Origin of the sequence: Elioraea sp., from assembly GCF_051860475.1 — a bacterium.
Classification (GTDB): domain Bacteria; phylum Pseudomonadota; class Alphaproteobacteria; order Acetobacterales; family Acetobacteraceae; genus Elioraea.
Genome location: NZ_JBHYDW010000016.1, coordinates 1 through 13,893, shown reverse-complemented (window position 1 = coordinate 13,893; position 13,893 = coordinate 1). Strand labels below are relative to the sequence as shown.

General features: G+C 67.1%; 12 protein-coding genes and 1 pseudogene. All 13 read right to left on the bottom strand.

Annotated features, from left to right (window positions below; genetic code table 11):
- Positions 1-2 precede the first annotated feature (2 nt).
- Positions 3-440 carry a DUF488 domain-containing protein gene (locus ACTIFU_RS05095; protein WP_439577210.1) on the bottom strand — a complete coding sequence of 146 codons (438 nt, stop codon included), beginning with the start codon at positions 438-440 and terminating at the stop codon, positions 3-5.
- Positions 437-1,051 carry a DUF488 domain-containing protein gene (locus ACTIFU_RS05090; RefSeq protein WP_439577209.1) on the bottom strand — a complete coding sequence of 205 codons (615 nt, stop codon included), beginning with the start codon at positions 1,049-1,051 and terminating at the stop codon, positions 437-439. The genes ACTIFU_RS05095 and ACTIFU_RS05090 overlap by 4 nt, the downstream gene beginning before the upstream one ends.
- The gene (locus tag ACTIFU_RS05085; protein ID WP_439577208.1) at positions 1,048-1,743 is read right to left on the bottom strand and encodes a dual OB domain-containing protein; all 696 of its coding nucleotides are present in this window, start codon (positions 1,741-1,743) and stop codon (positions 1,048-1,050) included. The genes ACTIFU_RS05090 and ACTIFU_RS05085 overlap by 4 nt, the downstream gene beginning before the upstream one ends.
- 4 nt (positions 1,744-1,747) lie before the next feature.
- Entirely contained in the window at positions 1,748-1,903 is a 156-nt protein-coding gene (locus ACTIFU_RS05080; RefSeq protein WP_439577207.1) for a hypothetical protein, read from the bottom strand.
- A 4-nt stretch (positions 1,904-1,907) separates the two neighbouring features.
- A complete protein-coding gene (locus ACTIFU_RS05075) occupies positions 1,908-2,771 on the bottom strand; it encodes a hypothetical protein (RefSeq protein ID WP_439577206.1) in 864 nt (287 codons plus the stop codon).
- A gap of 15 nt (positions 2,772-2,786) precedes the next feature.
- A complete protein-coding gene (locus tag ACTIFU_RS05070; RefSeq protein ID WP_439577205.1) occupies positions 2,787-5,765 on the bottom strand; it encodes a DUF1156 domain-containing protein in 2,979 nt (992 codons plus the stop codon).
- Between the two features lie 5 nt (positions 5,766-5,770).
- Positions 5,771-6,262, bottom strand: coding sequence for a hypothetical protein (locus ACTIFU_RS05065; protein WP_439577204.1), 492 nt, complete (start codon positions 6,260-6,262; stop codon positions 5,771-5,773).
- A 36-nt stretch (positions 6,263-6,298) separates the two neighbouring features.
- Positions 6,299-7,225 (bottom strand): ImmA/IrrE family metallo-endopeptidase, encoded by a 927-nt coding sequence (locus tag ACTIFU_RS05060; RefSeq protein WP_439577203.1) that lies wholly within the window; start codon positions 7,223-7,225, stop codon positions 6,299-6,301.
- Positions 7,222-10,728 carry a helicase-related protein gene (locus tag ACTIFU_RS05055; RefSeq protein WP_439577202.1) on the bottom strand — a complete coding sequence of 1,169 codons (3,507 nt, stop codon included), beginning with the start codon at positions 10,726-10,728 and terminating at the stop codon, positions 7,222-7,224. Before ACTIFU_RS05055 ends, ACTIFU_RS05060 begins: the two co-directional genes overlap by 4 nt.
- A gap of 831 nt (positions 10,729-11,559) precedes the next feature.
- The gene (locus ACTIFU_RS05050; RefSeq protein WP_439577201.1) at positions 11,560-12,492 is read right to left on the bottom strand and encodes a ComEC/Rec2 family competence protein; all 933 of its coding nucleotides are present in this window, start codon (positions 12,490-12,492) and stop codon (positions 11,560-11,562) included.
- Positions 12,489-13,211: a hypothetical protein gene (locus ACTIFU_RS05045; protein ID WP_439577200.1), complete on the bottom strand. Its 723-nt coding sequence runs from the start codon at positions 13,209-13,211 to the stop codon at positions 12,489-12,491. The genes ACTIFU_RS05050 and ACTIFU_RS05045 overlap by 4 nt, the downstream gene beginning before the upstream one ends.
- On the bottom strand, positions 13,208-13,621 hold the full coding sequence (locus ACTIFU_RS05040) for a hypothetical protein (RefSeq protein ID WP_439577199.1): 414 nt from the start codon (positions 13,619-13,621) through the stop codon (positions 13,208-13,210). The genes ACTIFU_RS05045 and ACTIFU_RS05040 overlap by 4 nt, the downstream gene beginning before the upstream one ends.
- Positions 13,618-13,893: pseudogene (locus tag ACTIFU_RS05035) on the bottom strand (recombinase family protein); the annotation flags it as partial. The pseudogene ACTIFU_RS05035 and the gene ACTIFU_RS05040, both read right to left, overlap by 4 nt.

The following is a 13,893-nucleotide window of genomic DNA, read 5'->3' as shown; positions in this document are numbered from 1 at the left end:
CCCTAGGTCAGATGCTTCACTTCGATGTCGCCCCAATGCTGCTGGAGGTATTCGGCGACGAGGCGGCGGTGACAGTGGTGCGGCTTGTCCTCACTGCACAGCAGGCAGCTGCCATCGAAGATCGAGCGGGGCAGCCTCTCCTCGATTTTCCGTTCGCGCATCAGACCGAGGAACCGCTGCTCATACTGCTTCCAGTCGCCCTTCTCCTTCTTGTAGGCGTCGAGCATCTCCTGCGTTGGCGCGAGTTCGGGGACATGAACGTAGTCCATGTCTGCCACCTCCTTCAGGAAGAAGGCGAGATCGTCCCTCTTGGCGAAGCCGGCGAGCTGGGAGACGTTGTTGAGCCGCACATCCACCACGCGCTTCGCACCGGAGCCGCGGAGCAGGCCGAAAAACTTCTGGGCGGTTTTCCTGGTGAAGCCGATGGTGAAGAGCTTCATCGGGCATCCTCGGCCGCCAGCTTCGCGTCGACATAAGCCACCTGCTCCTCCTGACGCGCCAGAGCTTCGGCGACGAGTTCGGCGCGCGAGCGGAAGAAGTCGTCGCGCGGCAGGCCCGTGAGATCGAGCAGACGGTCCATTGCCGCGGCGTGCGATTCCAGCCGGCCATCGGCATGGATATGCGCCACCTCGATCCGCTCGGCGTCGAGCGCGCGAGCCACCAGCAGCGTGCGGTGGCATTCCAGCGGCTCCTTCTCGGCGCACATGCAGGCGATGCGGTGCTCGGTTGCGCCATGCCTCAGCCGTTCGATGCCCTGGCGGAAGGCCTCGGTGCGGGCGAGACGCGCATACTGGACCCGGCCCTTCTCGTAGCAGGCAGGGTCGTCCGAGCGCGCGCCCAGTTCGCGGCCGAGGAAGACGTAGCGGATGCCCTCCGCCTTCAAGCTGCGCTCCAACTCCGCCTTGTTGAACTGCGGGTTGAAGCGGCTGTAGGGGGCCGAGCGGACGTCGGCCACCGCGGTCACCCCGTGCTGCTTCAGCAAAGCGATGAACCGGGTCAGCGGGTGGGTCGAGTGGCCGATCGTCAGGATTGGATTGGGTGTCTCGATCATCCCCTGACTCCTCCTGCTCGTTCGATGATCGCCGCGATCAACTTGTAGCAGAACCTCTCCCACGGTTCGCCCAGGCTTACGGTGAGACAACATTCGGCCAGCTCGTAGTCGCCGTCCGGCTTCGCGAGATAGGCGCGCTCATAGACCGGGTCGGTGACGCGCAGGCGGTAGTCCGCCCCCGCATGCCGAAAGCGGCCATACACCTTGCGCTTCAGATCGCCGAATGCCGCACTCGGGGCGAACACGGACAGCGTCACAACGTCGGTTCTCAGCAGGTGCAGGGAAGTCGTCAGGGTCGCGGCCTGGTCCAACGGCAGGCGATCGTTGATGCCATGGTAGGTCTGGAAGCCATTGCGCCAGAGGGTGGCGGGAGCATCGGTGAATCCAGCGAGATCGTCCCACCCCACGCGCCCTTGCCGCACCCAATAAGCCTGCGGGTCCAGCAACCAGTTCTCCTGTTGGTAGGTCCTCTGGCGGGCAGCGATCAGCGGCACGTCGATGACATCCAGAACCTTGGGATCGCTGCCGTCCTCATATTGCCGCTCATGCTCCGAGACCTCCTCGTGCGGGCGGGCACTGACGGGCCTGATCCAAGGCCCCGCGCCGGTCCTGCCCCATTCGCGGCCCGCGACGCATCGCCCGCCGGTCTTGCGGGAGTTCGCCAGGCAGACGAGCCGCTTGACGATTGGCACCGCGTCAGCCCTCCGCCTCATCAAACAGTGCGCCCGGCGCGCCCTCTCGGTCGGCGATGCCGCAGAGGCAGTAGGCGAATTTGCGCTCGACGAACGGAGCAAGGCCCGCGCGCAAGAGGTCCATCGCCTTGCCGACACGTTCCTGGTTCGTGATGGCCATGATGCTAGCCTCCCTTCGCCGCATGCGGCCAGCGACCGAGCGCGTCGATCCATCGCTCGATCTCGCGGACCCTCGCGCCGACCGCGGCCGCGGCATCGCGCGACTGGGCGTAGTCGTTCGCATGCGCGAGCCGATTGCGAAGGTCCCGTACCGCTTCCATCGTCTCTTTGAATGCCTGCCCGTCGCAGCCGCGAGAAGGACTCCGGGCGAGGATCGTCACCTTGTCCAGGAACTGCGTAAACAGAAGGTCATTCACCCAGTGGTCATCCGTGCGCGCCGCGCCGATCTTCGCCTCGACCCGGCGGCGATCCTTCGCGGACAGGCGTGCCTTCCAGGCGCGCGCGTCCGGGCAGTCGCGCTCAATCGCCTCCGCCATCGTCATCTCGAGCTGCGTGATCAGCGCGAACAGCGCCGCCCGCACAGGCAGCTTCTGCATGTCGGACCAGCTCACCAGCCCGTCGATCCGCGACCCGGCGACCACAAGGCGGCACGGCCGCGCATCGGCGTCCTTCAGGAAGCTCAGGATGCCGGCATCGGCGCCGATCAGCGTGTCCTCGTCCAGCGTGCGCAGATGCGCGCGCACCGGCTTGGCCGGAGCGTCGCGGCCGCGGAACCTGGCGAGCTCCACCAGCCCGATGATCCGATCCTGCGCGCCGGCGGCCGGTTCAGTGACCGGGAAGAAGTCGTAGCCTTCGGTGTTGCGTGCGACGACGTCGCGCAGCCTCTCATCGGCACGGCAGGTCGCGAGGGCGGCGCGCGGGGTGGCGATCAGCCGCACCGGCAGCCCGTCCTGGAACGCCTGCATCAGGTCTGGCGAGGCGATCGAGCGGGCAGCTGAACCGTCGCGCGTCGCGGGCGCCGTCGTCATGTCGACTGCCATGCCTTACCCCGGCGTGGCGGCGAACAGGTCGGGTTCGGTGGCGCCGGCGCCGCCTTCGCGGGCGAGGCGGCTGATCTCTGGCCAGCTCTGCACGAGGCCGTTGTAGGACAGCGCCTCTCCAGCGCGTTTCTTGCGCTCGGCGATGACGTAGAGGCGGTAGGCGAGCTCGCGCGCGACCTCGGCCTTGACGCCGAGCGTCGCGACCAGTGCGGCCGCCGCGGCCTCGCCGCCGGCTTCGAGGGCGCGGATCAGGTGGTGCACGCTCTCCCAGGCGGTCAGGCGCGGGTCGGTCGCGGGGTCCCAATCCGCGGGCAGTTCGGCGGGCGGCAGCAGGCGCACCTTGCCGCGGCGGGACTCGACGATGCCGGCTTGGGTGAGGCCGGCGAGGGACGTGTTCTTGGCCTTGGAGAGCACCTCGGCCACGCCATACTCGCCCTCGGCGAAACCGTGCTGGTCGAACCAGGCGAGCGCCCAGCGGCTGTCGGCGTCGAAATCGCCTTCCTGTTCGGCCAGCACCTCGTCGAGGGTGGCGTTGATCAGCGCCAGCGCGTCGCGCACCGAGAGCGGCTTGCCCTCGGCGTCGAGCACGCTGGCGCAGCGGGTGAACACCGCCATGCCGGGGCCGATGGCGGCCTGGGCGAGGTCCACCGGGGCGATGTTGCCCTTCTGCAGGTTGCGCAAAGCGGCGGGGAGTTCGGCCTTGAGCGCGGCGAGGAATTCGCGGCGGGTGGCGGTGGGGGCGTCGGCCGGACGGGGGCGGCAGACGAGGACGATGCTGGAGGCGAGGGCATTGGAGCCAATGCTGACTTGGCGGTTGTCGCCCTCCGTCCGCAACGGCCAAGTTCCACTGATGCCGAAGCCTGCGCGGATCACGCCATCCAGAAAAGTCTCCCAACCTGTGCTGGCGGTGCCTGACTCACCCTCAGTCTCCGCCTGCTTGAAGGCATAGTAGATGGTGACCGGGAAGGCAGGATAACTCTGCTCCGCGAGGCGGTGCATCGCTTGTGCAATGCCTTGCAGGAAGAACGCTTCGGCCTGCTCCCTGCCCCCGTGGCGATACGGTGTGGCAACGAGTTCTTCGGCCTTGGGTGCGGCCAGCGTAACAAAGAGATCCGGGAATGCGGTCTGGAGCGCGCGGCGAAGCCAGACGTAGAAGAAGTCCGACAGATCCGCGTAGCCGACGTTGTCGTAATAGGGAGGGTCGGTGCTGATAAGGCGGGCTACGCCAATCTTCCTCGAGGCCGCAGCCGCATCTGCCTGCGTTACGACCCCACGTCCCGCACCCAAGGCGGTGTCGAGCACCGATGCGACCACAGCGACACAGTTTTCGAAGCCTGCGCTCGAGTCACCAAATACCGCCCCCTCAGCGAAATCCCAGCTCATGGGGATCGCCTGCTTTGCAAGAGTCGACCGCATTGCGCTGTCTTTGGGCCGCCACGTGGCAACGGTTGAGTTGTAATCAACCGCCCGGTCGGTCGCCAATCCAAGGTACACACCCACGGCCTCGGCATACGCCATCGCCCCCTCGCCGCCGTCGCGCAGCGGCGTGGGGTCGTCGGGCAGGCCGGCGGCGAGGGCGTCGGCGCGGATGCGCGCCATCGCCTCCCCCACCAGATCGGAGAAGGTCGTCAGCGCCACCAACTGCCGGTCGGTGAACAGATCGCCGAAGGTCGTCAGGCCGTACTGCACCGTCCAGAAGTTGCGCGGGTCGTCGGGTAGCGGCGTCTCTGGTTTCCACTCCGGCCGCGCCTGCCGCGCCGCCGCCTCGTGCTCAGGCGTCGGCGCCAGATACACGCGCCCGCGCTCGCCCTCGGCGACGATGGCCATCAGCCGCGCGCCCATCCGCCCGGCCTGTCCCTCGGCCTTGATGTAGTCGCCGGCAATCGGCGTGCCCGACATCAGGCAGCGGAAATTCGCCCCGCGCGCCAGCTTGGTGCCGGCCTTCGCCGCCTCGGGCGGCTTGCCCACCTTCACCGTGAAGCGGTAGCCGCCGCCCTCGATCACCGGCTCCACCCACGCCTCCTTCCCCGCCTTGGTGGAGAGCAGGAAGGTGGAGGCGAGCGGCACCTCCACCCCCGCAAAGGCCGGGTTCGGGCTGCGCACGGTGCGCGCCCACAGCCAGGCGATCACGGTCAACCGCTTGCCGAGATAGGGCTTGAGGTCCGGCCGCTCGGCCACCATCGCTGGCGTCACCTCCACCTTCGGGTAGAGGTGGCCGATGCGCTTCTCGGCCTCGTCGCGCATCCACTGGCCGTAGTGGCGCACGTCCTCCGCCAGCCCCTGCGCGCCCCTCCAGTGCCGGAGCCGGCCCGCGCCCGGATGCACCGGCGGGCGGTCGGCGAAGCGCGGCGGGATCTCGATCATCGCCTTGGTGATCAAGACCGCCACAGGATTGAGATCGCTGGCGTGCGCCTCCAGCCCCAGGCGCTGCGCTTCCAGCGGCAGGGCGCCGCTGCCGCAGAAGGGATCGTGGAAGGCGGGCAGGCGGTGGCGGTCGAACAGCTCGGCCGCGCGCGGGTGGCCGGCATTGTCGGCGCAGGCGCGGCGCCAGGACGCCCAGATCTCGTCGCGCGCGCGCTGCAGGACGTCCTCGTTGATGGTGTTCTCCCATTTCACGAGCTGCTCGATCAGGCGGAACAGGCGCTGGCGCTCCAGGTCGGCCGCGCAGTCCTCGAGGCGCGGTGGCGGGCCCGGATCGGCCTCTGCCACCAGAGCCTCGTAGAGGGCGCGGCGCTTCTTCAGCTCGCGTTCGGCGGCGCGGCGGGTTTCCGGGTCGCCCAGCAGCACGTCCACGTACTCAGACGGGTCGTCCACCATCTGCGCGAAGATCACCCCGCGCGCGGCCGCTACGGGACGCTGCGCCCACCACTTGTGAAGAGCGGTCGGGTAGCCAGCCGGAGCCTTCCTCTTCCGACGGGAACCTTCTTCGTTGATCGCCTCCAGCGGCAGGGCGACTTCGATCAGCTTCCTGCGGGTGCGCATGAACGTCAGGTCTCGTCACTCAGCGATTCGGGGAGGGTCACCAGCTCGGGGCCGCGTGGCGGCGCGGTTTTGCGCCAGCCTCCCTTGATGCCGGCGATCTTGCCGATCGCCAGGCGTTTCTCGGGTGGAAGCTCGCGCAGCCCCTCCACATGCCAGAAGGCCGCCCAGTCACCCTTGTTGTCGGTCGGGTATTTCGCGGTCGTCGCTGGCCGGTACTTCATGCCGTCGGGATGGGCTCCGCCGACGCCATCCACAGCGCCGACATACCAGCCGAACCAGCTGACGACGTGCGTGGCGCCGCCTTCCCCGTCGAGGTGCGACGGATAGATAAGGACCGCTACGCGCGACCCATTGCGCAGCTCGTCGATGCGGCGGAACAGCTCCCATTTCCTGGTGCCGAACGCGACCTTGCCTTCCTCCGCGATCAGCTCGAGGCCCGATTGCAGGTGCTCCAGCGGCACCGGCGCGAGGATGGCGAAGTGGGGTAGCTCACTCATGGTTCGCCTCCGCCGGCGTGTTCGAGGAGGTGTTCGTCACGATCGCACCTTCATGTGTTCCCGGCCCATCTGCTCGATCAAGCCGGCGGCTTTCATGACGCAGTCCAGGCTGATTTGCGGCGCCTCGGCATGGGTCCCGAGATAGTCGGATAGGTACTTGTCCGAAGGGTTGTCTATGCCGAGCCGGGCACAGACGAGATAGCAGATCGACTCGGCTTCGAACTCCCGAACGGAGAGCGGCAGGCCACGTCGATCCGGCCACCACTTCTCGTTCGGCGTTCCGAGATGACCGGCGTAAAGGTGGCCCAGCTCATGCACGAGGGTAGCGTAGCGGGCCTCACGCGACAGGTTTCGGTTCAGTAGGAGGTGGTAGCGCCGCGGGACGTCGGTAAAGGTAGGTGGCGGGGCGCGGCGCGTCTGGAAACGAATCTGGATGTTGTCCGGTGCCGAGCGGATCGAGCCCGCATGCTGCGACCCTGCCGCGCTCTCCTCGACGAGGATCCCGTCGCGCTTGGCGTTCTCGACCGTCGTCTCAAGCTCGCCGCGAATACGGCCGGACGTTACCTCGAACGGCTTCTCGACTTCAGGCGGAAGCGGCGACGCGTTCGGGAGTGGTTCCGTCTCAGCGACATCGAAGACGAACATCACCGACCCCATCGGCTGGAGGATCACCAGGGGGCGCGCGCCGGCCTTCACGCGGCGACCATAGACGGATCGCCAGCGGTGCGCTGGCGCGACGTAGGTCGCGCCAGGCATCTGCGTGTGCACCAGCATCGCATTGAAGGGCGCGTAGAAGCGAAAGCGCCCCACGAACCGCAAGAGATCGTGGATTGCCTTACTCGACTTGTACTGCGCGGCGTTGTGGAAAAGGTCGTCGAGCGCACGCTTCGCCGCGTCCCGGTGCCAGACGCTTGCGGGAGAGCCGTCACTTCCAACGAGGTCCATCTCCGCTTGCTGGCTCATCGCGGAGCCTCGGCCACCGCGAGCAGCTTCGCCAACTCATAGTTCACACTGGCCGCGCCGAAATCAGGCTCGGCGCGGAAAGGGCGACGCACGTAGTGCACGCGATGCGCGTCGCCCTCGAACGCGACGATCGCAAGGATGAAGTCGTCTGGCTTGTTCAGCGAGGTGAGGATCTCGTTCTTGGTCACCGTGATCGTGTCCGCGCCGGCCACGCGCCCCTTCACCTCGATGAAACGCAGCTTGCCCGTGCCCGGAATGGCGCTCTCGATATCGTAGCCAAGCTTGTCGCGCTCGCGGTCCACCGGCACGAAGCCGAGCGAGCGCTCGACCTCCATCACGATCCCCCGCGCCCGCGCCGCAGCGGGGTGGGTGGGTTTGGGGGGGCTCGACCCGGGCGCGCCGCCCATGGCGCGCAGCAAACCGATGGGCACGACGAGCAGCCCGCCAAGCACCACAGGCGGCAGCGGTGCGAGCTGGCGCTCACGCCGGATCTCCTCCAGCCGGCGTTGCAGGCGGGCCTGAAGGTCGTCGGCGCGCTTGCGGGCCTCGCCCGAGTTCAGCCGGGCATTGGCCTTGCCGGCGCGCTCCTGCTCCTGCAACTGGGCGGCCCGGAAATCCCAGTAGTTGATCTCCTTGGTCAGCCGGTCCTTGACCGCAGCCTCGGTCCGGTCGAGCAGCGTGATGCGCCGATCGCGGACCTCGCCGAGATGTTCGGGCACAACCTGGGTGATGGCGTGGGCTTGCGCCTTCGCCTCCAGCTCCCGCGTGAGGCCGGCGCATTCGGGCCTGGCGAGGATGGCGGCGATGTCCGGCTCACCTTCGGCGAGCGGCCGATAGTCGAGATAGGGCGCGTAGTTCGCGTGCCGCACGCTGCCATCGGCGCTGATCTCGACGAACAGCAGGCGCTTGGAGACCACTCGACGGTCGCCGCTGCGCGTCAGGCTCGCGTCCTGGATCGCGTGTTCGAGGAAGAACAGCACGCGCGGTGCCATGCCGGCGTCACGCTCGTCCACCAGCACGGCGCCGCGGCGCAACAGGTCGCGGTGGCGTTCCAGCGTGACGTCGATCACCGCGTTCAGCAGCGGATGGCCCGGGCAGACGAAGGCGGCAAGCGGCTGGCCGGGCGGCGAGACGAGATCCTTCTCGAAGGCGATGCGCTCGTAGCGCGGCAGCACGGGCTCGCCGATGCCGATGAGCCGGTCACGCTGGCGCACCACTGCCGGCACGTGCGTGATCTCGTAGCGGCGGGGCTCGCGCTGGCGTGCACTGCCGCCGAGGCGGCGGAAGGCTTCGAGGAAGAACGACTCGACGTAATGCGGCTGAAGCCGGCGCGCCTCGGCCCGCTCCATCTCCTCGCGGATGCGATGCACACGCGAGACGTCCATGATGTCGTGCGCGAGCGCACGTTCCTCCAGCAGGTCCTGGAGTGCCTTCGTGTCGAGCGCCGCGTCCACGGCCCGGTTCAGTCGGGCGCGGACCTCGGGCTGATCGCCGTATCGGATCGCGTCGATCAGTAGGTCGCGCAGCGGGCGACCTTCGAACTGGACCTTGCCCAGCACATCGAAGACCTGGCCCTTCAGTGCGCTGCGGGCCTGCTCCAGCTTTTCCAGCAGTCGGTGATACACGTCGCCCTCGCGCGTCTCCTGGGCGACGAGGTTCCAGAGATGGCAGACCTCGGTCTGGCCGATGCGGTGGATGCGCCCGAAACGCTGCTCCAGACGGTTCGGGTTCCAGGGCAGGTCGTAGTTCACCATCAGATGGGCGCGCTGAAGGTTGATCCCTTCGCCGGCGGCGTCGGTCGCGAGCAGCACCTGCACCTCGGGATCGTGCCTGAAGGCCTCCTGGGCCTTCATCCGTTCCTCGCGTCCCATGCCGCCATGGATCATCACCACGGCGCTCTCCCGGCCGAGCAGCGTCGTGATGCGGCTGTTGAGATAGCTCAGGGTGTCGCGGTGCTCGGTGAAGATCACGAGCTTCTGGCGCGGCGACGGTGTGGGCTTCGGCGGCAGGGTTACGCCGGCGTCGTAGGCGGCTGCATCTTCCGCGAGGCCGTCGGCGATCGCGGCGGGGGTGAAGATCTCGCCGAGCAGGGTGGCGAGCTCGCGCCACTTCTTGTCCTCGCCGCTGCGGCGGATCGCGAGCGCCATGCCCTCCAGGCGCTTCAGCGTCTCGATCTCGATCCGCAGTTCGTCGATCGTGCGTGCGGCGGTCGCCTCGTCGAGAATCTGTTCCTCGACCGCCTCGGCCTCCGCATCCGGCGCGTCCTCAAGATCCTCGACGTCTTCCCTGTCGAGCATGGGGATATGGGCGCCGAGCCCGGCCGCAAACTGGCCGCCCCGTCGCAGGATCTCGAGCTCCCGCAGCCGGCTCTCAAGCCGCTCGCGCCGGCGACGCAGGGACTGGTAGATCGCCTCCGGTGACGAGGCGAGCCGGCGTTGCAGGATCGTCAGCGCGAAGCCGACCGTGCCGGCACGCTTGTCGTTCTCCAGCGCCTCGGCGCGGTTGAACTCCTCGCGCACATAGTCCGTCACCGCCTTGTACAGCGCGGCCTCGGCGTCCGAGAGGCGGTATGGGACCGTGTAGGCAACACGCTCCGGAAACAACGGCCGGCCGTCGAATTTGAGCAGGTTCTCCTTCACCATGCGGCGCATCAGGTCGGACACGTCGGCGGTGTGCACACCGTCGCGGAATCGTCCCTCGAAGCGGTCGCCGTCCAGCAGCGCCATGAAGAGCTGGAAGTCCTCCTCCTTGCCGTTGTGCGGCGTGGCCGTCATGAGCAGGAAGTGTCGGGTGAGCGAGGAGAGCAGCTGCGCGAGGCGATAGCGCTTGGTGTACTTGACCTCGCCGCTGAAGAACGTCGCCGAGAGCTTGTGCGCTTCGTCGCAGACGACGAGATCCCATCGACAGTCGGGCGCCTGCAGCTTCTGCTGCACATCCTCGTTGCGCGCCAGCTTGTCGAGCCGAGCGATCACGAGATTGGTTTCGAGGAACCAGTTGCCCGTTCGCGCCGCTTCGAGCTTGTCGTTCGTCAGGATTTCGAAGGGCAGATTGAAGCGCCGATAGAGCTCGTCTTGCCACTGCTCGGCCAGGCTTCCGGGACAAACGACCAGGCAGCGCTGCAGATCGCCGCGGGCGATCAGCTCCTTCATCAGGAGCCCGGCCATGATGGTCTTGCCTGCGCCCGGGTCGTCGGCCAGCAGGAACCGCAACGGCTGCCGCGGCAGCATGGATTCGTAGACCGCTGTGATCTGATGCGGCAGCGGCTCGACCACCGATGTGTGGACGGCGAGGATCGGGTCGAACAGATGCGCGAGGTGGATGCGCTGTGACTCCGCGACAAGACGGAAAAGGTGACCGTCGCCGTCGAAGCTCCAGGGGCGCCCTTCCTCGACGACTTCCAGCCGCGGCTCGTCATGGCGGTAGAGAAGTTCGTTGCCGAGCTTGCCGGTAGCATCCTTGTAGGTGATCTCAACAACGTCGGAGCCGTACCATTGTGTGCTCACGATGGTCACAAGCCTGCTTGGGAGAATCCCGCGGACTGCCGCATCGGACTTGAGATCCTCTAGCGAGGCCATTCAGTCCTCGCATCCGACCAGTTTGGATGACGGGAGGGAGTTCGCGACATCGGACGCACCACCATGCATCCGAACAGGCAATACGACAGGCGCGACGCTGAGCCCGGCTCTAGGGGCAGCAACCATCTCGGTCCTGCCTCCGCCAGATGCCCGGACAATCCGACCGTTCAGGGCAGGCTGCTTGTCTTGGACGATCATCGCGCGGCAATGATGCCACGCGGTCCGCGCGATGAAAGCGTGCTGAGAGCCGATAGGCAGAAGACAGGCAGTGAACCTGGGCGACTCCGTCAGATTCTGACGCCCTCGACGGTGACGCGCTCGACCAGGGATCGGACGATGCGCTGCTGCTCGGCGGGGAACAGTTCGTCCCACAGCGGCTCGAGCCGGGCGAGGGAATCGCGCACGTCAGATCCGGATCCTCCGCCTTTGCCGCGATCCACGTCCCCACCTCGACCTCCGGCTGGCGCAGCAGCACGCGCAGCTGCGCTATCACCGCCGCTTCGATCTGCGCCGCGGCCACCCGTCGCACGATGCCGTCGTCGACCTCGCCCTTCAGCGCGCGCTGGGCGACGTAGTAGCGGTAGAGGCGGCCGTTCTTGTGGCTGTGCGTCGGCGAGAGCGCGCGCCCGTCGCTGTCGAAGATCACGCAGCAAGGGGGCCGTGGCGTTGCGCGTGCGATTGAACCGCACTATCGCAAGATAGCCGAATTCCCCGGCACCACTTGTAGCGACATCGCAAGACATACATGCGGTGATCTCCTCATTGCAGCAGGAACCCGCGAGGCTGGGCTGTGATACCAAGAAGTCCCCTCGGCTGACGCAGGCGGTAGGCAGGCGTAGCAGGCAGCGCCTGCCGGAAGCCGCGGGAGATCTGAACTCGATAGTAACCGAAGTACGGAAAGCTGATGCCTATGGCGCCATGGCGGTCAGTGCTCAGCACGTGGCGGGTTTCTCCGTCTCCGAACGTCAGACCAAGCGAACGCTGGCGATAGTACTGGCCCGTGTCCTGGGTGCCGTGCCCCTGCCGTTCGTCCGACATGATCACCACGCGCGGGCGCCAGCCGGTGACGAAAAGGTCGTCGCAGCAACCGTCCTCCCGGCCGTGGTGGGATGCGACAAAAATGTCGGTCGTCGCCACGGCAGTTCGGAACTCGGGGTAGCGCAAGAGAAGGCGCCAGCCCGACGCCGGCATGTCGCCCCCGATCATGATGCCGACCCCAGAGACCTTTATCTCAGTGACGACACTGAGGGCGTTGGTGTCGGCGTGATATGGCCAGTAGTCCGATTGCGACAGAGCCCAGGTGCGAAAGATGTGGCAGCCGAGCCAGGGTGCGTCAGGCGCACCGCAGGTGCTGCCCCATCCATGATCAAGCGCGCAAAGCAAGATCTCGATCCCGTCGCCGAGGTCGTTCTTGATGCGACGAATGTCTGCTGGGGTAACCCGCCAGTTGGTCCAGATCGGGCCGTGCGAGATGCCGCGCGCATAGAGCTGACGCAGGCCGCGTGCGTGATCTTCGTCGAAGTTGGAAACCACCAGCGCGTCCACGTGCCGGATGCCCATGGCACTGAGCGCCTGAGCGGGGTGCCAGCCGGTAACGGGGTGATGTGTGCAGTCGATCAGCACAACACGCCCATTGGGAGTGATGAACAGGATGCACTGGCCGTGCCCAACATCAAAGACCTTGAGCATCATGAGGCTCCTGCACCGCTGGCGTAGGTGTTCAGCACCTCTACAGAGAAGAGGCGGTAGTACTTGAGGAAACGGATCAGCATCACGGCAGCCACCACAAGCGCCGCCGCCGCCCACCACAAGTCTGCGGTCCGGCCGGTATGGGTGCCACCGATCGCGAGCGCCGGCGCCGCCAAGAGGCACGCCAGGGAGACATTGCGGCACATGCTGTACTGGTTTTGGAACACAGCGAGCCGCCCGGACGCGAACTGGTCGCGTCGCGCAACGACGTAAGCGTTCGCATAAATGGCTTCCCGTTCGATCGGTGGGTCTTCGCGGGCGGCGCGGCGTTCTATGCGGACGCGCAGTTCCGGTGCAACTGGCTTGAAGTAGCCGGGGTAGAGCCAGCGGCGGGCAGGGCGATCTGGCTGGTCGGAAAGGAGGAGAGTGGCCGGCGTGCCGAGTAGGCGATGGACCAATGCGCCTTCGAGAAGTCGCGACGCAGCTTCCGCGATCACATGCCCAGTCACGTAGGCCACGGCAACTGCAAGACCAAACTGCACAACCGTCCAGTTCTCACGGTCCAGCCAGCCGAGGCCGAGCACCCTATCGGCGGCCGCCAGCAGCACCGCGCCGCTCGTCAGGAACGCCCAGAAATCGAAGTCCGTAAGGGGAAAGTAGCCTCGCATCACCCGCGGTACCGTGCGCTTGCCGGGCTCCGAATCGGAAAGACCCCTGTTCATGAATTGTACCACAGTGGGCCGAGGCGCTTGCACAGGTTCGTCCGCTGGTCCTCCCATCTAGTCGACAGCTGTTCGGCGAGGCCCGGCAGCGTCACCCCCTCCGGCTGCTTCCCCTCGACGATCGCCTCGACGATATCCGGCGCGAGCAGGGTGAGTTGCAAGAGCCGGCCGAGATAGCCGCGGTCGAGCTTCTCGCCAGCGGCCATGTCGCCGATGGTCGTGTACTTCCCGGTGTCGAGCATGCGCTGGTACCAGAAAGCGCGGGCGAGCGCCTTGAGCAGCGTGGGATCGGCGCGCGCGGTGCTCTGCGTCGGCAGCCCGTCGACCACCGGCGTGACGATGGTCTTGCGCCCCGGCCGGCGCCGGATCTTCATCGGCACCCGGACGGTGATGTGCGTGGGCCCGGTCACGCGGCAGCCCTCTCCGCCCCGACCAGCCCGAGGTCGCGCACCAGGCTGGCGAGGCCCTCGACGCGGAGCCGGATCTCCGCCCCATCCAGCCCGACCGTGACGCGCTCGACCAGGGAGCGGACGATGCGCTGCTGCTCGGCGGGAAACAGCTCGTCCCAGAGCGGTTCGAGCCGATCTAGTGCCTCACGCACGTCAGCTTCTGTCAGGTCGGGGTCCTCCGCCTTCGCCGCCACCCACGTGCCGACCACCACCTCCGGCTGGCGCAGCAGGGC